The organism is Candidatus Dedyshia acidiphila, from assembly GCF_051025295.1.
GTDB lineage: Bacteria > Acidobacteriota > Terriglobia > Terriglobales > Acidobacteriaceae > KBS-83.
The window spans coordinates 12,214-33,814 of the sequence record NZ_JBMGJV010000023.1; the positions used below are offsets into that span (position 1 = coordinate 12,214).

Sequence of the window (21,601 nt, forward strand, 5' to 3'; positions counted from 1 at the left end):
GGGCCCCGGCTGGGGTAGGCTCGCCACCATGCATGTGCCACTGCACGGGCGACGTTTGCTGCTCCCCCTCATTGCATTCTTCACGTTGGCTGCGCCAGCCGCACTGGCAAAGGATGCGAAGCCGGACGGGATGGACCTGGTCCGCCGCGGACTGGAGCTGACGGACCTGCGCGAGGGCGGCCCGTACCACATGCATGCGCAGTTGCAGATGCACGACTTTCTGGAGCGCAAGGACATCACGGGCGTCGACGACGTGTACTGGCAGTCCGCGAAGCAGTGGCGGCGCGAGCTGCGCATGGCGGGCTACTACAGCGAGTCGGCGCTCTTTCTGGACGGCCAGCTCTACCGCCTGCGCGCACCGAACTTCACGCCACCGGCGGCCCGGCGGGACGTGGCCGCCAGCCTGCGGCTGCTGCCGGACGCGCTGCACCTGAAGGCCGGCCGCGTCAGCAGTCGCACGATCGGCCGCAGTGCGGCTGAATGCGTGTACCTGAGCGGCAGCGGCGAAGAGAGCAACTGGTGCTTCGACGCGACCAGCGGGCTGCCTCTCGCTCACTTCCTGAAGAGCTACGACGATCGCATCGAGTTCGCCGGCTACAAACCGCTGGGGACCAGATTTGTCCCTGGGACGATCCAGCATTTCTGGAAGGGGAAGAGCTTCGCCACGGCTGCGATCGAGACCGTGGAACTGAACCTGCCGAAGGACGCGAAGCTATTTCAGCCGTTCCCGAAGGCAGAGGTGCGGCCCTGGTGCGATGACACGGATGGCCTGAAGGCGATCACGACAACGCGCCCCGATCTGCCGCAGTGGGCCCGCTCCAGCACCGGCCTGCAGTTGACGTATGAGGTGACCATCGACGCCAAGGGGGATGTCGCCAACGTGGTGCCGATGGCGGAGAATCCTCCGCTCGATGTCATCGTGATGCAGACACTGGCGCATTGGAAGTTCCACCCTGCGATGTGCGGCAGCACACCGGTGCCGACCGACATTGTCAGGAGCTTTCGCCCGGAGTGATTCTCCGGCTGCTTCAGCGGGGGGGCCAGGCTGCAGCGGTCCAGGTTGCGGTCCGAGCGTTCGAACAGGCCATGTACGATAGTCAGTTCGCATGCCCAACCCACCCATCCTCTTGATTCACGGCGGCGCCTGGGCTATCCCGGATGACGCTGTTGACGCGCACCGCAGCGGGGTTCGCTCGGCGCTGCTGGCCGGTTATGCCCTGCTCGATCGGGGCGGTTCTGCTGTCGATGCGGTCGAGGCCGCTGTCGCCGTTCTAGAGGACGACGAGGCGTTCGACGCCGGCCGGGGATCGTTCCTGACCCGCGATGGCCGCGTGCAGCTGGACGCCTTGCTGATGGATGGCGGCGCGAGCGGCACCATGCGTGCCGGCGGCGTCGCGTGTGTGGAGCGCCTGCGCAATCCCATCCGGGCGGCTCGGCTGGTCCTCGACAAGAGCCCGCATGTGTACTTCGTGGGCCGGGATGCGGAGACGTTCGCGTCCGAGCACGGCATGCCGCTGATCGAGAACAGCGAATTGGTGCTCGACCGCGAGCGCAACCGCCTGGCCGAAGCGCAGGCCAACGAGCGCGCGGGACTCCCCGACCAGACTTTCTCCGGCAGCCTCGCGCCGACGGCACATCTCGATTCGCACGACACGGTCGGGGCGGTGGCGCTCGACGTCGGCGGCAATCTGGCCGCGGCCACCTCGACCGGCGGCACGCTCAATAAGGCACCCGGCCGCGTCGGCGACTCGTCGCTGATCGGCTGCGGCTGCTATGCCGACAATCACAGCGCGGCGGTGTCGCTGACTGGCTGGGGCGAGCCCATCATGAAGCTGGTGCTTGGCAAGTGGGCTGTCGATCGAGTGCTCGGGGGCGACGCGCCCGCCGATGCCGCGCAGGCCGCGATTGCGTACCTCTTCCGCCGGCTGGGCGGCCACGGCGGCATCATCCTGCTCGGGCCCGATGGCCGCTACGGCATGGCGCACAACACACCGCGCATGGCGTGGGGCATCTGCAGCCAGGAGGGTTTGCAGGTCGGCATCGAAGCATGACGCCGCTGCCGCTGATCCTCGCCTCTGCCTCGCCGCGCCGCCGCGAACTGCTGACGCAGGCGGGCTATGCCTTCACCGTCGTCAGTGCCGACATTCCCGAAGTGCGAACGCCGGGGGAGGAGCCGATCCGCTTCGCCACACGCCTCGCGCGAGAGAAGGCAGAGGCCGTTGCCAAAGCGCACCCGGAGGCGCGAAGCTCGCTCATCCTGGCTGCGGACACCGTCGTCGTCGTCGATGAGGAGGTGCTCGGAAAGCCGCGGGATGCAGCCGACGCGGCCCGCATGCTGCGCCTGCTCGCCGGCCGCACGCACCGCGTCATTACCGGCGTGTGCCTGCTCGCGGGAGATCGGCAACAGAGCGCAGCCGAAGTCACGTTTGTGCAGTGCACCACCCTCTCGGACGCGGAGATCGAGGCCTACATCGCGACCGGCGAGCCGTCGGACAAGGCTGGCGCTTACGCGATCCAGGGCCGGGCCGCGCGCTGGATTCCCCGCATCCAGGGCTGCTACTTCAATGTTGTCGGGTTGCCGCTCGCGCTGGTCAGCAGCATGATCGAAGCGATGCAGCCGGCCATCCCGCCGAGCTCGAAGAGCTAAACCGTCTCAGCAATCATCGCGGCCAGCAGGGCGGTCCTCGGCGCGAGCGCGTCGATGTCGATCGACTCATCCGGCGCGTGCGCACCCCGGCCGACCGCACCCATGCCGTCCAGCGTCGGCACGCCGAGCGCGGCCGTGAAGTTACCATCCGAGCCGCCACCCGTCGCTGCCTCTTCGAGCACAAACCCGAGCTCGCTCGCGATCTCCCGGGCCTGGGTGAACAGCGCCACGGTGCCTGCGCTGCGCTCCATTGGGGGGCGATTCAGCTCGCCGGTGATCAATAACTTGCAACTTGCATCCCGCGGCTGAAGGGCGCGCAACCTGCGATCGATCGCCTCACCGTCCGCGACACTGGTGACGCGCAGATCGATGTCGGCCCAGGCCGCCGCCGCGACCACGTTCGACTGGGTGCCACCGCCGATCACGCCGACGTTCAGCGTTGTGCCCCGGTCCAGGTCCGTCAGCGCGCTGATCTGCTCGATCTGCCATGCCAGCTCACGCACCGCGCTGTGGCCGGCCGCGAAGTCGACGCCGCTGTGCGAGGCCAAGCCGGTCACCTCCAGCCGGTATTGCCCGACGCCCTTGCGCGCCGTCTTGTAGGCGGCCTGCGGACCCTGCGCCGGCTCAAGGACAAACACTGCCCGGCAGCCCCGCGCTACCTCTTCGATTCGTTGGCGCGAGTGATGGCTCCCCGTCTCCTCGTCGCCGGACAGCACCAGCACGACCGGGCGGAGGGGATCCGTTGCGCGCACCAGCCGCACCGCTTCGAACGCCATGACGACGCCCGCCTTCATGTCGAGGACGCCCGGCCCCGCCGCGCGATTGCCTTCTCTCCGCCACGGCATCTGCTCCAGGGTGCCGACCGGCCAGACGGTGTCGAGATGGCCCAGCAGCAACACGGGCTTTCGTGCGTCCTCCCAGTCTCCCCAGCGCACTTCGAGCACCCCCGCCTTGCCCGTCGGGAGGTGGCGGAGCACGCGACCGCCCAGAGCCTTCGCCCACTCTGCACAGAGCGACTGCGCCTCGCTGACCCCCTCCGGGAAGGATGTAGGACTCTCCAGACGAACCAGAGCAGCTACCCTTTCGAGCGTGCCGTCGATCTGCCCGGCGAGCTCGCCCAGCCACTGGCCGTGGCGCGCAACTCTCGATTTTCCAGACACTTGTGTGGCGGCTAGGGAGTCTCCTACTTGTGGTATTCCGGTCACGAGGAGCACCTTTCTGTTGCATCTTAGCAACAGCGAAACTTTTCCAATTGTGGGTAGTCTATTCCGAGTGTTGACTGTCGGGCAGGGGTGCCCGGGGCCGTATGCAGGCACAACTGGAACAGACCATTGCCGGCAGCATCGTCCTGTCCGGGGTCGGGCTGCATAGCGGCGCACCCGTGCACATGAAGCTTCTGCCGGCTGTTGCCGGGACTGGCATTGTCTTCCGCCGCACAGATCTCGACAATTTCGAGGTACCCGCGATCAGTCGCAACGTCGCGAAGGTCTCCTACGCGACCAGCCTGATGCGCCAGAGCGTGCTTATCTCGACCACGGAGCACCTGCTCTCTGCGTGTATCGGGATGGGCATCGATAACGTAACCGTCGAGCTCGACAATCTGGAACTGCCCATCCTGGACGGCAGCGCGTTGCCCTACGTCGAAGCCTTCCAGCGGGTCGGCATCAAGGTCCAGCGCCGCCGCCGCGAATACCTCCGCATTCTGCGCAAGGTCGAGGTCCGTGAGGGTGACAAGTTCATCGGGGTCTACCCCGGCGAGGGCTACGCGATCACCTACGAGATCGACTTTCCCCGGCCCATCGGGCGGCAGGAGATCACGGTCGATCTGGCGGCTGAGGCCTACGGCGCAGAGATTGCCGCTGCCCGCACCTTCGGCTTTCGCGAGGACGAACGGATGCTCCGCAACATGGGGCTCATTCGCGGCGCGTCGGAGCAGAACGCCATCATCCTGACCCGCAATGGCGTGCAGAACGGCAAACTCCGCTTTCCGGATGAGTTTGTGCGTCACAAGGTGCTCGACCTGATCGGCGATCTCGCGCTCGCCGGACGCCGCATCCTCGGCCGCGTTGTCGCCGAGCGTGCCGGACACGCCATGCACACCGCGCTGGTCTCGCGCCTGCTCGCGGACCGCACTGCGTGGGAGCTCGTGACGTGGCCGCAGACGGAAGTGGTGCGGCGCCCGTCCCGCGCTGCCCGCCTCGCTCCCGTCCAGGTCTAAACGACTAGCCGATCCGCTCCACGCGAATGCCCGCCGGCGCGCTGCTGCCTTCGGCCTCCCGCGCCTGCTTGACCGCCTCCGCGATCGCATACTTCAGCGCCGGGACACCTTCGCCGGTCACGGCCGACATCGCGTAGAACGGCAGCTTCCTGCGCTTCGCCATCGCCTGCAGCTTCTTCAGCTTCTCCGGATTCGCCACGTCGACCTTCGACGCGACCACGATCATCGGCTTCTCTTCGAGGCCATGCCCGGAGTTCTTCAGCTCGGTCTGGATCACCTTGAAGTCGTCGACCGGGGACTCGCGGCCGCTGCCGTCCGACACGTCGACCAGGTGCACCAGCAGGCGCGTGCGCTCGATGTGCCGGAGGAACTGCACGCCCAGGCCGGCCCCGTCGCTGGCGCCCTCGATCAGTCCCGGGATGTCGGCGACGACGAAGCTCTCTTCGTGCGGCGGATCGCCCACGGTGACGACGCCGAGGTTCGGCTCAAGCGTGGTGAACGGGTAGTCCGCGATCTTGGGCCGTGCCGCGGAGAGCCGCGAGATCAGCGTGCTCTTGCCCACGTTCGGGTACCCGACCAGCCCGGCATCCGCCAGCAGCTTCAGCTCGAGCCGGTAGGCGCGCTCTTCGCCGGGACGACCCAGCTCATGCTCGCGGGGCGCCTGGTGCGTCGGTGTGGCGAAGTGCTGATTGCCGCGCCCGCCGCGCCCGCCACGCGCGACCACGATGCGCTCATCCGGATGCGCGAAGTCGTGGATCAGCTCACCGGTCACGTCGTCGTAGAGCTCCGTACCGACCGGCACCTTGAGAACGAGGCTTTCGCCCTCGCGGCCGGTGCAGTTGGAGCCTTCTCCGTGCCGTCCACGCTCCGCCTTGTGCTCCGGGTTGAAGCGGAAGTGGATCAGGGTGTTGTGCCGCTGGCTGGATTCCATGACCACGTCGCCGCCGCGGCCGCCATCGCCGCCCGAGGGCCCGCCCCGGGGTACAAACTTCTCGCGCCGGAAGGCCATGCAGCCATTCCCGCCGTCGCCGGCCTTGACGCGGATTCTCGCTTCATCAATAAACATCGCTCTTTCAGTGTAAATCGCGCGGTCCAGACCTCCTTGCCGCTGCTGGTCCGCACCACCAAAGGGGCATGGAGAGCGCCGCCTTCTGTGCCCATGATGGTGACAGGATCGCCCGGGTCTCGCCGCGACCTCCGGAGTTGCCGGCGAAGCACGGAGCTGCCAAGAGCAGCACGGGACTACGCGCGACCCGAGGGAGCAGAGGTTCATGCCGCAACCCGGCGGGCGCTGGGCAGCCATCTGCCGGGCCACCATTCTCGGTACGCTGGGCGCGCTCATGGCGCCTCTCGCCCTCGCGCAGTCCACCACCGGCGGCCTGGTCGGCGGCGCCATCGTGGATGCGCAGGGCGCAGCCCTGCTCAATGCAGAGATCGACCTCACCAGCGGCGACACCGGCCAGGTCTACCAGGCGCACACCGACGCACATGGCAGCTTCCGCATGCCAGGCCTGCCCGCCGGGACGTACGACGCCTGGGTAACCGCGACTGGCTTTGCGCGGCTGCATGTTCCGCTGGTGGTGGTCGAGGTCGGCAGGTTTACGCCACTCTCGGCTGGCCTCGTCGTTGCGCGTGCGGAAGAGACGGTCGAAGTCCGCGAGCCCGGGGTGGTGCTCGACCTGAGCACACCCGCACTCTCGACCAACATCGACGAAGAGACGATCGACGGGCTGCCCAGCAACAGCCGGCGCTGGACCTACTTTGCGCTGCTCACACCCGCCGTCACGCCGGACCAGGAGGGCTATGGCCTGCTGAGCTTCCGTGGCATCAGCGTGCTGCTGAACAACAACACGCTCGATGGCGCAGACAACAATCAGGCCTTCTTTTCGGAAGAGCGCGGCCGCACCCGCACCGCCTACTTCGCCAGCCAGGCGTCTGTGCGTGAGTTCCAGGTGAACACTTCGAACTACTCGGCGGAGTACGGCCGCGCTGCCGGCGGCGTGGTCAACACGGTGACCCGCAGTGGCACCAGCCACTTTCACGGGAACCTCTTCTTGTTCGACCGCGACAACCGCTGGAGCGCGCACAATGCATTCACGCAACTGGCACAGGTGCAGAAGGACGGAAGCGTCGCAGCCGTGCCGACCGCACCTGTGGACTCGCGCCAGCAGTGGGGCGGGGCGGCGGGTGGCCCGCTCCGGCCGCAGCGCCTGTTCTGGTTCCTCACCGTCGACCAGTACCGCCGCGACTTTCCGGCGATCTCTCGCCCCGGCAACATCCCCAAGTTCTTCGATCGGGCACTGACCTCTTCGCAACTCGAGACGCTGCGCAAGCGGCTGGGTTTGCCGCTACCCAGCATGGCTCTCGAGCAGTACCAGCAGTTCGTCTCCGGGCTGATCGGCGAGACGGGCGTGGTGCCGCGCACGGCTACCCAGATCATCCTTTTCCCCAAGCTCGACTGGCAGGCGAACGACCGCAATCACTTTGCGATTGAGTACAACTACCTGCGCTGGAACTCGCCGCACGGCGCGCTGACGCAGACTGCGACGAGCTACGGTGTCGCCAGCTTTGGCGACGATCACGTCGCGGACGATGTCGTGATTGGCCGCTGGAACACCTTTCTCACTGCGAACCTGATGCATGAGCTGCGGGTGCAGTACGGGCGCGATTTCGAATCGGAGCTCAGCGGGCCGCCCTCGGTGTTTGAGCAGCCCTTCAGCCACAACAGCTATGGCCGCTCGCCGCAGATCACGCTGGTCAGCTCCGGGATCGGCCTGCGCATCGGCAAGCCGGCGTCGCTCGATCGCGCCGCCATGCCGGATGAGCGTCGCACGCAGATCGCCAGCACGCTGACGTACGCGCGCGGACGTCATCTGTTCAAGATCGGTTACGATTTCAACCACGTGCTTGATGGCATCGCCAGCATTTACAACGGCAACGGCACGTACACCTACTCGAGCCTGCTCGACTTCGCCTCCGACGCGCTCGCGCCCAGCCACTGCGACGCGAAGGGCAGCGGGCTGGGCAACTCGCCCTGCTACAGCTACTACACGCAACTGCTGGGCCCGCAAGCCTTCTCCTTCAACACCAACGACTACAGCGGCTTTCTGAACGACGACTGGAAGCCTGGCCACCGGCTCACGCTCTCGCTGGGCGTGCGCTACGAGTGGCAGCAGCTGCCGCCGCAGAACAAGCTGCTGCCGAATCCCGCATTGCCGGCCACCCGCACGCTGCCCAGCGATCGCAATAACTACGGGCCCCGCCTTGGCATGGCGTACGACCTTACCGGCAAAGGCAACACGGTGGTGCGTGGCGGCTACGGCGTTTACTACGGCCGCATCGTGAACTCGACCATCTTCGCGGCGATTACGCAGACGGGGTCGAGCGCGGGCCAGCTCGGCTACTACTTCCGTCCCGGCGATGCAGGCGCACCCGCGTTTCCGTACATCTTCTCCGGGCGCGTGGTCGTTCCACAGAAACCAAATGCGGTCGCGTTCGACCCGAAGTTTCAGAACCCGCGGATCGTGCAATTCGAAGCATCGATCGCGCAGCGTGTTCGCCGTGACACCGAGATCACGGTGAGCTTTCTGCACAGCACGGGCGACTCGCTGCCCAACTTTCTCGACCGGAATATCGACGCTGCCACTGCCGTGCCGATCACCTACACGGTCCGGGACCCGCAGCATCTCGGCCCGCTGCACCAGTCGACGTACACCACGCACCTGTTTACCAGGCGGCTGAACCCGGCCTACGGCACGATCACGGATATCGCCAGCATCACCGGATCCCGCTACCAGGGGCTGGTGGTGAAGGTGGTGCACCATGACGGGCGCTGGCTGCACCTGCACGCCAGTTATACCTACGCGCACGCGCAGGATGACAACCAGAACGAGACCACGTTTTCCGACACCAACGATGTGCTCGACCCCAGCAATCTGCACCTGGAGTTCGCCGATTCGAACTTCGACGTGCGCCAGCGGGCCACCGGCGGCATGGTGATGCGCATTCCGGGGCGCGGTCATGGCTGGCTCGGCGCGCTCACGCACGGCTACGCGCTTGCGCCCACAGCGATGGCCCAGACCGGACTGCCGTATTCGCTGCGCACCTCCGGAGCGATTCCGTTCCTTCGCTACACCGACGAGTTCGGCCACGTGCAGAAGCTGAGCGGCCTGGGCGCGAGCATCAACGGCTCAGGCGGCGACGCGCGCATCCCGGAGCTTGGCCGCAACACTTACCGCTACCCGGCGACGTACAGCATCGACCTGCGCGCCTCGCGGACGTTCTCGCTCACCGAGCGCGTGCCACTCGAGATCATGATGCAGGGCTTCAACGTGCTCAATCATCAGAATGTCACCAACATCAGCACGACTGGTTACACGATCAATGGCGCCTCGAGCGCGGACAGCGATCCGGTGCTGACCTACCAGTCCACCTTCGGCACGGTGACCAACAGCAACAGCACGAATCTGTTCCGCGAGCGCCAGCTCGAGCTCGTCGCGCGGCTGCGCTTCTAAGCAAACCGGGAGCGCGCCGCCGACGCGGTGAACGCTGCATTCGCCGTGGCCCGCTGCTCTACAATAAGAGGGCGAGATGCCCTTTACCGAACAGTACGATGTGGTGGTGGTCGGCGCCGGCCACGCGGGCTGCGAGGCTGCCGTGGCTGCTGCCCGCATGGGGCTCCGGACGGCGCTCTACACCTTCAATCTCGATCTGATCGCGCAGATGTCGTGCAATCCGGCGATCGGTGGCATCGCCAAGGGCCACCTGGTGCGCGAGATCGATGCGCTGGGCGGCATCATGGGAGAGGTGGCGGACGCGGTCGGCATCCAGTTCCGGCTGCTGAATACCTCGCGCGGGCCGGCTGTGTGGTCGCCGCGCGCGCAGTGCGATAAGCAGCAGTACCGCATCCACATGCGCCACCTGCTCGAGAATCAGCCGGGGCTCGCCATCAAGCAGGCCGAGGTGGTGGACCTGCTGCTCGATACGGCAGATGACGGCACCCGCCGCGCTCACGGACTGAAGCTGCGCGACGGCCGCACGGTAGAGGCCGCAGCAATCGTCATCACGACAGGCACCTTTCTGAATGGGCTGATCCATTGCGGAGAAGAGCAGTACCCCGCCGGGCGCAGCGGGGAGCCGCCCAGCGTGCTGCTTGGCGAGAGCCTGAAGCGCCTCGGCCTGCGCGGCTGCCGGCTGAAGACCGGCACGCCGCCACGGCTCGACGGGCGCACGATCGACTGGTCGCGCTTTCAGGAGCAGCCCGGCGACGCCGATCCGACACCGTTCAGCTTCCGCACCACGCACCTGCCGCAGCGGCAGATCTCCTGCCACATCGCGCACACCACGCCAGAGACGCTGCAGATCATCCGCGAGAACGTTGCGCGTTCGCCGATGTATTCGGGGCAGATCCAGGCTGTTGGCCCGCGTTACTGTCCGTCGATCGAAGACAAGGTCGTCCGCTTTCCGGACAAGGAGCAGCACCAGTTCTTCCTCGAGCCGGAGGGCCTGGACACGCACGAGGTGTACGTCAACGGCATGTCGACGTCGCTGCCGATGGATGTGCAGTGGCAAGTGGTGCGCTCGATTCCGGGGCTCGAGAATGCGGAGATGCTGCGCCCCGGCTACGCCATCGAATACGACGCGATCGATCCCACGGAGCTCGACCGCACGCTGCGCGTCAAGTCGATTCCCGGGCTCTATCTCGCGGGCCAGATCAACGGCACCTCGGGCTACGAGGAGGCCGCCTGCCAGGGGCTGATGGCCGGCATCAACGCGGCGCTCGCCGTGCGCGGTGACGCAGGCTTCACTCTCGACCGCACCGAGGCGTATACCGGCATCCTCATCGACGACCTGATCAGCAAGGGCACCAACGAGCCCTACCGGATGTTCACGTCGCGCGCGGAGTTTCGCCTGCACCTGCGCATCGACAACGCAGACCGCCGCCTCACGCCGTATGGCCGTCGCCTTGGCCTCATCGATACCGGCACGTGGAATGCGTATGAGGCGCGCCAGCAGCGCGCGGTCGCGCTGGACAAGCTGCTCTCGACCACGCGCATCCATGCGGATCGATGCTCGAGCGCGCTGCCGGAGCTCGAGCTGGATCCTGACGTCATTGCCGGCCAGACGTACGCGCAGCTCCTCAAGCGACCGGAGATCACGATCGATCGCCTGCAGCCGCTGCTCGCGTCTCTGCCGATGACGGAGGAGTCCAGCATCGTCCTGGAGCCGCTGCTCGGCGCGCGCGACGGTCTTACGGCACGCGCCCGCAACGAGCTGCGCGCGGTGGAGACCGAGATCAAGTACGCCGGCTACCTCGACCAGCAGCGCCGGTCCATCGAGCGGCTGAAGCGCGCAGAAGGGCAGCCCATTCCGGAGTGGTTCGACTACCAATCGGTGAGCGGGCTCTCGCGCGAGATGCAGGAGAAGCTCTCTCGCGTGCGCCCCATGACGGTCGGCCAGGCGAGCCGCATTCCCGGGGTCACGCCGGCGGCGCTCTCCCTGCTGCACGTCTACATCGAGATTCAGTCCCGTCGCCGGCAAGCAGCCGCGGAGGCGGCCAGCGGCACGGTCGTCGGCGCCTGAACGCTACGGCTGCGGCTTGTCTGTGTTCGCCGGTGGCGTCGCCTGTGTGCTCTTCGGTCCGGTGTAGACCAGCGGGATATGCATCGGCAGCTCTGCATTGCTCTTCGGACGAGCGACCTGCTGCTGCTTCTTTTTGCGCTCTTCCTCGGTCGCGACCACGGTGCGCTGCGAGTTGATGCACTGCCATGCGCCCGCCGTGTTCTTGCGGAAGACGTGCGTGAACACGCCCTTCTCATCCACCGGCGCGGCTGCGCTGTCGCCCTTCCACTTCATCACGTAGGTGCCGTTCACGATGGCGATGTCGCCGATCACGCGTGCGCCGATCACCTTTTGCGAGAGTGACACGGGTTCCTCACCCGGCACAAAGAGGTGGGCGATCTGCTGATTGCGCGTGGTTACATCGCCGGTCGCGCCGATGCCGACGAAGTCATGCCCCAGCAGGTTCTCGAGCGCGAACTGATCGTGCTTCGTCACCGCCGAATCCCAGGTGTCTTCCACCGCCTGCATGGTCGCGACCTCTGGTGCCGGGGGCGCGGACTGCGCAAGCAAGGAGGCCGATCCGAGAAGGGCCAGGGGCAGGACGAAGCTCAGGTGGCGAAACATCATGGGACAGCTCACTCCAGTGCCGCATTTTACAAGGCGGCGATTGACGTCATTTACCAACACAACTCTGCTTCGATCCACAGCTATAGCGCAGCGCTTTGCCGATAGCGCACCATAGACCCATGGCCGCATTCCCAGATATCGCCCTCGAGCGCGGCATGCCCGCCAGCCCCGACGCGGAGCGCTCCATCCTTGGCGCGATCCTGCTCGAGAACGGGCACTACCACGAAGCCGCGGAGAAGAAGCTCACTGCGGACGACTTCTCGCTCGACTCGCACCGCCGCATCTTCGGGCGGATGGACGAGCTCATCAGTGCGGGCCGCCACGTCGATCTCGTGACACTGGTTGAGGAGCTTGCCCGCCGCAAGGAGGTTGAGTCGGTCGGTGGTGTCGCGTACATCGCGTCTCTGACAGAGGGACTGCCGCGCCGCGTCTCGATCGAAGAGTACGTCCGCATCGTCAAAGACAAGTCGCTCCTCCGCCAGCTGATCCACGTCTGCAACACAGCGATGACGCAGGCGGCCGATCAGTCGGAGAATGCGCTCGAGGTGCTCAACGCGGCGGAGAGTGCCCTGCTGGAAGTCTCCGAGCGCGGGGTTACGCGCGACTTCTCGAGCATTCCATCGATCGTCAAGCAGCACTTCGGCACGATCGACAGCATCTGGAAGCTGAAGCGCGAAGTTACCGGACTGGCCACGCACTTCAAAGACTTCGACCGCATGACCAGCGGCCTGCAGCCCGCCGAACTGATCATCATCGCGGCCCGTCCTTCGATGGGCAAGACGGCGTGGGCTATCAACATCGCGCAGCGCGCCGCACTCGAAGACGGCAAAGTCGTCGGCATCTTCTCGCTCGAAATGTCGAGCGAGTCGCTGCTGCGACGCATGCTCGCCTCGGAGGCCTTTGTGAACATGCGCAAGATCCAGTCCGGCTTCATCAGTCGCGACGACCAGGACGCGCTGATCGAAGCCGCAGGCCGCCTGACGGAGTCGAATGTCTGGATCGACGACACGCCCGGCATCTCGCTCGCGGAGATGCGCGCGAAGGCGCGCCGTCTCCGGCAGCAGCGCGGACTCGACCTGATCGTGGTCGACTACCTGCAGCTGATGTCTGCATCGCTGCCCGGCGCGAATGGCGGGCGACGGCATGAGAACCGCACGCAGGAAGTGTCCGCCATCTCGCGCGGTCTGAAGGCGCTCGCCAAGGAGCTCAATGTGCCGGTGATTGCGCTGTCGCAGCTCAGCCGTGCATCCGAGCAGCGCGGTGGCGACAAGAAGCCCATGCTCTCTGACCTGCGCGAGTCCGGTTCGATTGAGCAGGACGCGGATGTGGTCGCTTTCATTCATCGCGAGAGCTATTACAACAAGGACGAGAACGGCGACGAAGATCCCGACAGCAAGGGCAAGGCGGAGATCATTATCGCGAAGCAGCGCAACGGCCCCACCGGCTCCGTGCACCTCGCGTACCTCAGCGAAATCACGCGCTTTGAAAACCTGGCTCACGAAGGCGGCGAGGCCTCCGGTTACGAATGAGCGCGCCTTGCACAACGCGGCCCACATGGGTGGAGCTCTCGCGGAGCGCACTGCGCAGCAACTACCGCACACTTCGTGATCGCGCGGCGCGTCACGATGCGGGCCTGATCGGCGTCATCAAGGCTGACGCGTATGGACACGGGGCGGCGGAGGCGCATGCCACGCTTGCTGCTGAAGGCTGCGGCTGGTTCGCTGTCACCTGTTTCGATGAAGCCCGCGCCCTTGCCGGGAGATTGGGAAGTGCGCGGCTGCTGCTGCTCTCCGGACTGTATGCCGGCGAGGCAGAGCCGTGCGTCGAGCACGGCTTCACGCCCGTGCTCAGCTCGAGCGAGCCGCTGACTGCGCTCGCGTCGTTCGTCGCTGCGTCTCGTGAGCCGTTCCGGGTTCATCTCGAGATTGACACCGGCATGGCGCGCCAGGGCATTCGCTGGGACGATCAGCCCGCGCTGGCGGCGTTCGTCGCCGCATTGCGTGGTACGCCGCAGCTTCTGCTCGAGGGCGTGATGACGCACTTCGCCTCGCCTGAAGATGAAGCGTCATCGCAAACCGATCAACAGATCGAGCGCTTCCGCACCGCGCTTGGCACATTGCGCGCTGCTGGCTGCGCCCCGCCATTGCTGCACGTCGGCAACTCGGCTACCGCGCTGAGCGAGCCGCAGGGCAGCGCATTGCGGCAGATCGCGCGGGCGCACAAGGCTGAGTGGCTGGTTCGACCGGGCATTGCACTGTATGGATATGGTGTCGAGAATGCAGCAGACAAGCTCTCGCCTGTGCTCGCCTGGAAGACGCAGATCAGTTCCATTCGGACCCTGGCTCCCGGAGAGACGGTCAGTTACAACGCGACGTTCCGCACCACGCGGCAGACGCGCATCGCGCTTCTGCCGGTTGGATACGCCGACGGTTACAATCGTCTGCTCTCGAACAAAGGCGAGGTCCTCATCCGCGGACATCGCGCGCCCATTGCTGGTCGCGTCACGATGGACCAGATCATGATCGACGTTACGGACATTCCGGATGTTGCGCCGGGTGACGAAGCAGTCCTGCTCGGGAGTCAGCACGATGCCGTTCTTGATGCAGATGATATGGCAGCGCGCACCCACACCATTGCTTACGAAGTGTTGTGCGCGATCGGGAGTCGCGTGCCGCGCCGTTGGATCGACGCACCCTGATCGCATCTCTTCGGGCAAGTAAAAGCGGCGGGTCACCCCGCCGCTTTTGTTGGTCTGCGTTGCGCCCTACGGATACGAGACAACAGGCACGACTGTGTCCGGATTGCTGCTGCTCGCCGACCCACCCACTCCGTTGATCACGTTCGCGATCTCGCCGCTGCCGGCGAGCCAAACCGTGCCCACATCGTGGATGGCGATACCACTGCCCGTGGGTACCGTCATCGCGTTGTCCTCGATGATCGGCAGCCCCTGGTTGAAGAACGAGTAGATACCCAGACCGTATGCGGTGTGTGTCGTGACGTTGCTGCTCACCACGTAGGACGGGTAGCCGTTCGCGCCGTTGTCGGACCACGCCGCCTGGCTTGGCACGTCATACGGCAGCTCGCTCTGATAGAAGAGCGTGGTTCCGCCATTGCCGTTCCAGAGCACCTGCTCCTGCTGGTAGTGCTCGACGGCGAGTCCGGTCGCCGTCACATTGTTCCCATTCACGACTAGGCCGTGGTTGGCGGTGTTCACCGTCCAGCCGACTGTGCCTGGATTGCCGTGATCGGCGCGCCACGCCCAGATGTCGTCGAGGATCACGTTGTCATGGTTCACCTGCAGGCTCGTGTTCGCGCTACCTACGGTCGCTCCGCCGATCCGGAAGAAGACGTCGCTCAGCGTCACGGGGTTCTGCGCATTCGCGGGTCTAGCTACGTTCGGATTGCCAATCTGGAACAGTACAGGTGACGAAACCGGACCCGCATCGACGATCAGCCCAGCCACCTGAACGCCATCGACATCCGCGATCGTGATCGCCGGCGTCCCGTTCTGTGGCACCAGCGTCGCATCCCCCAGCGCAAGCACGACTGTGTCCGGCCGTCGCACTTCGAGTGAGCGCTCCAACTGGTACACGCCCGGGGTCAGCAGAAGGTTCTTCCCGGAGGCGAGCGCCACGTTCATCTGCAGGCCGCTCGTGCCCGGCTTTGCGATGAAGAAGCTGCTCAGGGGCAGCGAACGGCCGGCACTCGACCCCGTGCTCCAGGTCGTGCCCGCAGAGTTCGTCTGCAGCGCTGGCGCGAACACGTTGTAATTGCCTGCCGGGTCTACATACAGGAAGGGCTTCTCGCGGCTTGCCGGGGTGGTCGCCAACGTGGTGTAGGTCGGGTTCGGATAGCCCTGGGCAGGGGCGCCGGGCACTCCCGAGAACACCTGGTTCCACAGCGCGTTTGACCAGCCCGTGATGGTGCTGTTGCGCACATAGAACTGCTGCTGCGATCCGTTGACGATGAACTGCGTTGCCGTGTCGGCGATGAAGCCGCCACTCGCGAACGAGGGCCCGGTGCAGTAGTCCATCAGGGTCAGGTTGCCGCCCGTGACCTTCACGCGCCGCATCGGTGCGGCCTGCGACACAGCCCAGAAGTCGCCGGACGAATAGCAGCCCGACAAGCCCTTCACATTAATGGTCAGATTGGAGACGGAGCGCCAGAAGTTGTCGAGCGCGATGCAGCCGCTGCTATCGCACTGGTTGTACACGTCCACGTGCCCGTTGATGGTGACATCTGTCGGCGACGCGCCCAGGCCCGCGACCTCCGTATAGAAGCCAACCTGGATGATGAGCGGAGTGTCGGCGCCGTATACGCCCGGCTTGAAGAGCAGGGCATAGCGCTGCGGGCCGAACTGATTGCTGACCTGCTGGTTGGCGATCGAGTTGACGGTCGCCTGGATCTGGCTGGTTGGCATGCTGGGGTCAAAGACCAGTACGTTCGGTCCCAGGCTGGATTGTGCTCCAGCCGCACTGGTCAGCAGGCCTGCGCTGAACAGGAGCGCTCCCGCGGCACGGCATACGTTGATCGTCCTTGCGGACGCGAAAATCGAAAAAGTCACTACGGCCTCCCGCACTCCACGACGAAGTGCGAGCGCCAATCTAGTCTTCGGATTCGTCAGGTGTCAAACAGCAATTTCCGCGACTAAACGATTGTTCTGAAGGATGTATGTGTAGCGTCATAATGACTCCACGCCAGGCCCATGTAGCAGTGGCTGCGACTAGAGGCCAGCCGTTGGTGCCCGGCGCGGCTTCAGAAGTTGAAGCTGAGTTGCAGATCCACCGTCCGTACCGTCGACTGGTTGCGGTTGAAGAAGCCGCCAGCCAGGGCGAGCGATTGGTTGAAGTTCGGGCTGGTGAGCACATTGCTGGGCTGCGACAGGTTCACCACGTTGAAGATGTTGTGCCCGACGACCGAAAAGTTCAGGTTGTACTTGCGCGCGACCTGCTTCACCTGCGGGCCGCCCGGCGGGCCACCGCCACCGTTGCCGCTCAGCCCGCCTGGCCCGAGACCGCCTCTGCCGCCGCCGGGTCCGCCGCGGCCGCCGAAGCCACCCCCGCCGCCGCCCGGTCCACGCCCCGCCACCTTCGGCCCGATGCCGAAGTTCCGGCTCAGCCGCAGGTCGGTGCTGAAGTTCGCCGGGCCGCGGCCGCTGCCGAATGGCAGGATCGTCTCGCCTGCTGTCGGCTGGACGTCGAGGCACCCGTAGCTTGTGTTGTAGAAGCGTGTGCTGCCGGCCACGCACTCACTGGCGGCCACGATACCGGGGCGCTCGTTGTACTGGTTGTCGCGATTGCGGTCCTGCCCCGTGGTGATGTTGAACGGTGCGCCGCCGTTCGCAATCATGAACATCGAGGCCTGCACCTTGTAGGGCAGCACAGTGCTGAGAATCAGCCCCACCCGATTCCGCACATCGTTCGACGAGCGGCCGTAATCGAACGACACGTTGTTCTGGTTTCTCGGATCCTGGCGCGATGGAAAGTAGTTCGGCCCGGTCGTGTCGGTGTTGAAGTGACCGAATACGTAAAAGCCCGCGATGGTGTACCGTTTCGCGCGCGCATTGATCGAGGTGATGAGCTGACTTTGCTTGTAGATCCCCTCGGACAGGTACTGATACAGATTGCCCGCGCCCGGCAGCGGCGCATCGCCTGGCGTGTCCGTCGCGTAGTCGTACTCCGGCGCGTTGATGTTATCGCTCAGATACTGATGAATGCCGCGGCTGTACAGATAAGTCACATTCGCGGTGATCGCCTTCGTCAGCGTGCGATCCACGCCGACCGCGGCCTGCATGTCGAGCGCGGCGCGCAGGTGCGGGCTCAGGCTGTACGTGGCGGAGCGGGGATTCGTCTCTGCTGCGCCGCTCGGCGGCATGCCGGGCGTGTACACCGGGTTCGTGTACACCACCTGGTGCTCGTTGATGCCGTTCTGATGAATGGCCTGGATGATCTGCGCGTCTGAGAAGCGATTGTAGAACCAGCCGTAGCCCGCGCGAATGACCGTCTTCGGCGGATGCTTGCCGCCGCCGTCCACCGCGTACGCCAGCCCGAAGCGCGGGCCCCAGTCGGCATGGTCGCGAATGCGGTTCTGCGCCTCGAAACGCAGGCCGTAGTCGAACGTGAACTTCTGGTTGATCTTCCAGTCGTCCTGGTAGAACAGCCCCGCGTCGAACAGCGTTGCGCGCGCCGTCGGGTTGGCGATCACGGTTACGCTGCCCTGCGATGGCCGGCCAGCCTGATAATCGGCTGGGTTGTTGAAGATGTAGTTGCCGTTCGCGCCGGCATTTGAGGTGTCGGACTCGCGATAGGCGCGCAGCCGTGCACCGAAGCGGAGCGAGTGCTTGCCCAGGGTTGCGGTCGAGTAGTTCTGCAGCTCGTAATGATTGCCCGTCGTGCGGGACAGGCCGTCGTTGTTGCCGCCGCCCGTGAACGCGCCCTGCACCGTGATCGTGGGCGACGTGTTCTGCGGGGTCTGCAGGTCCTCATCGTGCTGGAAGGAGAAGCGCGTGTCGTTCACCAGGTGCGCATTGATCACCTGCGAATCGCTGATCTGGATCTCGTGCTCGGTGTTGTGCGTGTTGTACGCCTGCGAGGCCAGCCCGTACTGTCCCGGACCATCGCCGGTATCCACACCACGGAAGTATTCATAGCGCACCGTCAGCGTGTTCGTGGGCGTGAGCTGGTAGTCGAAGCGCGGCGAGATGTGAAGCCGTGTCTGCGGATTGTTCAGGTCCTGTACGAAGTTGCCGCCATGCGTCTGCGTGTAGTTCGGATCCTCCGGAGTGCCGGCAGCGTTCACGATGAGGATGTTCTGCGAGTTGCGCCCGAACACAGAGAGGAAGTACGACGCCTTCTTGCCCAGCGCGCCGCCCAACGATCCGTTCACGAAGAACTGGTGGTACGGCGGCGTGCTCGTAACGAAGTGACTGGTGTTGAAGGCCGAGTCGTTGCCGCTGACCTCGAGCTGCCCGTGCAGCTTGTCCGTGCCCGGCTTGGTGAGGATCTCGATGCGTCCGTAGCCCAGCTTGTCGAACTCGGCCGAGAACGGATTCTGATTGATGCGGACTTCGCGGATCGAGGACTTGGGCGGCATCTGCCCGCCTGTGAAGCCGTCGATGTAGATCTGGCTGCCGCCATTGCCTGCTGCCGGACCGGCCAGGGCGGTCAACTCGTTCTGCATCTCGTCCGGATCGTCAGAGAGCGCATCCAGATCCTTGCCGGTGATGACGACGGCATTGCCATTGCTCTCGGGCGACGTGTCCAGCTGGGTCGTGTCCGCCGTCACCTCGATCTGCTGTTCCTGCGTCGCGATCGTGAGCGGCACATTCAGCAGTCGTGAGGTGCCGCTGACCACCGAGACGTTTGTCTCGGAGAACTGGGTGAATCCGCTGACGTCCACGTCCAGCGTGTAAGTGCCGGCCGGCACGCTGGGAAAGTTGTAGGCCCCACCGCTGTCGGACGTTGCCGAGTATGTGCCCGGCTTGCCGGTGAGCTGCAGGTTTGCTCCGGGAATGATCGCGCCCGAAGGGTCAGCGACCTGGCCATGCAGTGAGCCGCTGGCAGCGGGCGACTGCGCCGCCGTATCGGCTGAGCTGCTGCTCTGGCCCTGTGCCGCAGCCAGCGGCAGCATCAGCAGAAGCGGGAGAACACACGACCAGCCGTTGCGGGAGAGACGCGTCATCAGCATCCTGGAAGAGAGATTTGAGGAGCGCTCGCCCGGGGCTGCGGGAGCGCTTGCTGCGATGGACGTGGAACGCCGTGGAAAAGTTCAGCGCAGGGATGTAAAAAGCAGATACCCCTCATGGGAACGATACCGCAGACCCGGCGATCTCCGGGGCAAGGACACCCATTTAGGATAACGAGAGATGCTTCGCAACCTGTATGCGCGGTGGATGTTTGCATGGGAGACCGTACTCACCACGCAGGACACCAACCGGATTGTGCGTCCGGTCGAATGGGGATTCGATTGGCTTGAGGACTTCGCCCGTCCGCGCGGGCTGATGCCTCGCAGCAACATCGAGCGCGATCCCGCCGCTGCCGAGGCTGCGCTGCTCGCCATCAACGACGCGATCCTGCGCGACCGCGATGCATTCTACGGCTACGCGCCACCCCAGGACTATCTGCTTGAAGAGCGCTTTCCGCTCCTCTACCCCACGAATGTGCGGCGCGAGACGTTGCGCCGCGATGCCCAGCTTCGCGCCGCCGCGCAGAGTGGTCGCGCGGCCACCGCGCCCTTCCTTCGCTTTACCTCACCCGTGCGCACGCCGTATCCGGAGAACGACCTGGTCAACGCGCGCTGGTTTCCCGCGCCGGCCAAGCTGCAGCGGGGCAAGCCGCGCCAGGCCATCATCGTCATGCCGCAGTGGAACGCGGACGCGTTCAGCCACAACGCGCTGTGCACCATCTTCAATCGCTTCGGCATCTCCGCACTGCGGCTGTCGAAGCCGTACCACGACATCCGCCGCCCGGCTGAGCTCGAGCGCTCCGACTACGCTGTCAGCTCGAACCTCGGCCGCACCATCGCCGCCTGCCGCCAGGCCGTTGTCGATATTCGCTGCTGCCTCGACTGGCTTACGACGCAGGGCTACGAGCAGTTCGGCATTCTCGGCACCAGCCTCGGCTCCTGCTATGCCTTCATCGCTGCCGCCATGGATCCGCGCCTGCAGGTCTGCGCGTTCAACCATGCGTCCATGTCCTTTGGCGACGTGGTGTGGACGGGCCAGAGCACGCGGCACGTGCGCGCTGCGCTCGAGCCGGTGATGACGCAGGATCGGCTCGATGCCATCTGGGGATGCGTCAGCCCGGTGCGCTTCATGCATGAGTTTGCCGCGCCGCCGCGCCGGTCGCTGGTCGTGCATGCGACGTACGACCTTACGTTTGTCCGCCACTATTCGCTCGAAGTGCTCGCCGCCTTCCGCGATCACAACCTCGACTTCGAATCGCGCGTGCTGCCCTGCGGTCACTACACCACCGGCGAGACGCCATACAAGTTCATGGACGGCTGGTTTCTCGGCTCGTTCGTCTACCGAGCCTTCCGCGACCTCGCCGCGAGCGGCCTGCGCCCCGCTGCGCAGCCGCAACGCGCACTCGCGTCGAAGTAGCCGCGCCTACTTCCCGTCCAGCTTCTGCGCTGCGAGTTTTTGCGCGGTGGTCAGAGCGTCAGCCGCCGTCACCTTCACGTCGGGCTCGACGCCCGTGCCTTATGCGCGTAAAAGTTTACTGTCAGTCATTTTCTGTTGACAAAGGGTTTCAGGGACTCTAGTCTTTAACTTGGATCGGCGGTACTGCCGATGTTTGATTGCTCTTTGACAATCCTCCGGCGCAGTTCTACGGAATCAGGTGCCTAGCAATAGGCGTAAATAGGTGTCCAGTAAGTGACACCTGGGCAGGTTCTACTTCTGCCATTCAAGCCCAGACGGGAAGGCTCGTCCTGACCTTCTGGCAGCCAAGCCGCCCCATATTCGCTTGGTCGCACAGAGAAACGGCTCCCGACGTCGTTCGTTCCTTCTCTGGTTCTGCCGACCGCCGCCCCCGGCATAACCGGGAGAA

General features: G+C 65.2%; 14 protein-coding genes. 9 read left to right on the forward strand and 5 right to left on the reverse strand.

Annotated features, from left to right (window positions below):
* The first annotated feature begins 28 nt into the window (after window positions 1-28).
* The 3 genes from AC5IJH_RS10885 to AC5IJH_RS10895 all read left to right on the forward strand — a co-directional run bounded on the left by AC5IJH_RS10885 (window position 29) and on the right by AC5IJH_RS10895 (window position 2,647).
* The gene (locus tag AC5IJH_RS10885) at window positions 29-1,015 is read left to right on the forward strand and encodes an energy transducer TonB (protein ID WP_491902841.1); all 987 of its coding nucleotides are present in this window, start codon (window positions 29-31) and stop codon (window positions 1,013-1,015) included.
* Between the two features lie 91 nt (window positions 1,016-1,106).
* Window positions 1,107-2,051 (forward strand): isoaspartyl peptidase/L-asparaginase, encoded by a 945-nt coding sequence (locus AC5IJH_RS10890; RefSeq protein WP_491902842.1) that lies wholly within the window; start codon window positions 1,107-1,109, stop codon window positions 2,049-2,051.
* Complete coding sequence (locus tag AC5IJH_RS10895) at window positions 2,048-2,647, forward strand: Maf family protein (protein WP_491902843.1); 600 nt, start codon at window positions 2,048-2,050, stop codon at window positions 2,645-2,647. Before AC5IJH_RS10890 ends, AC5IJH_RS10895 begins: the two co-directional genes overlap by 4 nt.
* Here the strand turns inward: AC5IJH_RS10895 and AC5IJH_RS10900 are convergent.
* A complete protein-coding gene (locus AC5IJH_RS10900; RefSeq protein ID WP_491902844.1) occupies window positions 2,644-3,807 on the reverse strand; it encodes a M20 family metallopeptidase in 1,164 nt (387 codons plus the stop codon). The two genes, AC5IJH_RS10895 and AC5IJH_RS10900, sit on opposite strands and share 4 nt — an antisense overlap.
* A 146-nt stretch (window positions 3,808-3,953) precedes the next feature.
* On the opposite strand from AC5IJH_RS10900, the gene lpxC reads away from it, so the two are divergent.
* The gene (gene lpxC / locus AC5IJH_RS10905; protein ID WP_491902845.1) at window positions 3,954-4,865 is read left to right on the forward strand and encodes a UDP-3-O-acyl-N-acetylglucosamine deacetylase; all 912 of its coding nucleotides are present in this window, start codon (window positions 3,954-3,956) and stop codon (window positions 4,863-4,865) included.
* Window positions 4,866-4,869: 4 nt separating this feature from the next.
* On the opposite strand, the gene obgE is transcribed toward lpxC, so the two are convergent.
* Window positions 4,870-5,931: a GTPase ObgE gene (obgE, locus tag AC5IJH_RS10910; RefSeq protein WP_491902846.1), complete on the reverse strand. Its 1,062-nt coding sequence runs from the start codon at window positions 5,929-5,931 to the stop codon at window positions 4,870-4,872.
* Between the two features lie 205 nt (window positions 5,932-6,136).
* Between obgE and AC5IJH_RS10915 the strand changes: the two genes are divergently transcribed.
* Complete coding sequence (locus AC5IJH_RS10915) at window positions 6,137-9,379, forward strand: TonB-dependent receptor (protein WP_491902847.1); 3,243 nt, start codon at window positions 6,137-6,139, stop codon at window positions 9,377-9,379.
* 76 nt (window positions 9,380-9,455) lie between these two features.
* The gene (gene mnmG, locus AC5IJH_RS10920; protein ID WP_491902848.1) at window positions 9,456-11,447 is read left to right on the forward strand and encodes a tRNA uridine-5-carboxymethylaminomethyl(34) synthesis enzyme MnmG; all 1,992 of its coding nucleotides are present in this window, start codon (window positions 9,456-9,458) and stop codon (window positions 11,445-11,447) included.
* 3 nt (window positions 11,448-11,450) lie between these two features.
* On the opposite strand, the gene AC5IJH_RS10925 is transcribed toward mnmG, so the two are convergent.
* Entirely contained in the window at window positions 11,451-12,053 is a 603-nt protein-coding gene (locus AC5IJH_RS10925) for a nuclear transport factor 2 family protein (protein WP_491902849.1), read from the reverse strand.
* Window positions 12,054-12,172: 119 nt separating this feature from the next.
* Between AC5IJH_RS10925 and dnaB the strand changes: the two genes are divergently transcribed.
* Window positions 12,173-13,582 carry a replicative DNA helicase gene (dnaB, locus tag AC5IJH_RS10930; RefSeq protein ID WP_491902850.1) on the forward strand — a complete coding sequence of 470 codons (1,410 nt, stop codon included), beginning with the start codon at window positions 12,173-12,175 and terminating at the stop codon, window positions 13,580-13,582.
* Window positions 13,579-14,751 (forward strand): alanine racemase, encoded by a 1,173-nt coding sequence (gene alr, locus AC5IJH_RS10935; RefSeq protein WP_491902851.1) that lies wholly within the window; start codon window positions 13,579-13,581, stop codon window positions 14,749-14,751. The genes dnaB and alr overlap by 4 nt, the downstream gene beginning before the upstream one ends.
* Window positions 14,752-14,817: 66 nt before the next feature.
* Here the strand turns inward: alr and AC5IJH_RS10940 are convergent, their stop codons facing one another.
* The gene (locus AC5IJH_RS10940) at window positions 14,818-16,617 is read right to left on the reverse strand and encodes a pectate lyase-like domain-containing protein (RefSeq protein ID WP_491902852.1); all 1,800 of its coding nucleotides are present in this window, start codon (window positions 16,615-16,617) and stop codon (window positions 14,818-14,820) included.
* A 191-nt stretch (window positions 16,618-16,808) separates the two neighbouring features.
* A complete protein-coding gene (locus AC5IJH_RS10945) occupies window positions 16,809-19,733 on the reverse strand; it encodes a TonB-dependent receptor (protein ID WP_491902853.1) in 2,925 nt (974 codons plus the stop codon).
* 184 nt (window positions 19,734-19,917) lie between these two features.
* On the opposite strand from AC5IJH_RS10945, the gene AC5IJH_RS10950 reads away from it, so the two are divergent.
* Window positions 19,918-21,153, forward strand: a complete 1,236-nt coding sequence (locus AC5IJH_RS10950; protein WP_491902854.1) for an alpha/beta hydrolase family protein — start codon at window positions 19,918-19,920, stop codon at window positions 21,151-21,153.
* Window positions 21,154-21,601: the final 448 nt, after the last annotated feature.

Bases quoted from the DNA above. Each gene is read 5' to 3' on its own strand.
- AC5IJH_RS10885 (WP_491902841.1), top strand. From the start codon at position 29: ATGCATGTGCCACTGCACGGGCGACGTTTGCTGCTCCCCCTCATTGCA.
- AC5IJH_RS10890 (WP_491902842.1), top strand. From the start codon at position 1,107: ATGCCCAACCCACCCATCCTCTTGATTCACGGCGGCGCCTGGGCTATC.
- AC5IJH_RS10895 (WP_491902843.1), top strand. From the start codon at position 2,048: ATGACGCCGCTGCCGCTGATCCTCGCCTCTGCCTCGCCGCGCCGCCGC.
- lpxC (WP_491902845.1), top strand. From the start codon at position 3,954: ATGCAGGCACAACTGGAACAGACCATTGCCGGCAGCATCGTCCTGTCC.
- obgE (WP_491902846.1), bottom strand. From the start codon at position 5,931: ATGTTTATTGATGAAGCGAGAATCCGCGTCAAGGCCGGCGACGGCGGG.
- AC5IJH_RS10915 (WP_491902847.1), top strand. From the start codon at position 6,137: ATGCCGCAACCCGGCGGGCGCTGGGCAGCCATCTGCCGGGCCACCATT.
- mnmG (WP_491902848.1), top strand. From the start codon at position 9,456: ATGCCCTTTACCGAACAGTACGATGTGGTGGTGGTCGGCGCCGGCCAC.
- AC5IJH_RS10925 (WP_491902849.1), bottom strand. From the start codon at position 12,053: ATGATGTTTCGCCACCTGAGCTTCGTCCTGCCCCTGGCCCTTCTCGGA.
- dnaB (WP_491902850.1), top strand. From the start codon at position 12,173: ATGGCCGCATTCCCAGATATCGCCCTCGAGCGCGGCATGCCCGCCAGC.
- alr (WP_491902851.1), top strand. From the start codon at position 13,579: ATGAGCGCGCCTTGCACAACGCGGCCCACATGGGTGGAGCTCTCGCGG.
- AC5IJH_RS10945 (WP_491902853.1), bottom strand. From the start codon at position 19,733: ATGACGCGTCTCTCCCGCAACGGCTGGTCGTGTGTTCTCCCGCTTCTG.
- AC5IJH_RS10950 (WP_491902854.1), top strand. From the start codon at position 19,918: ATGCTTCGCAACCTGTATGCGCGGTGGATGTTTGCATGGGAGACCGTA.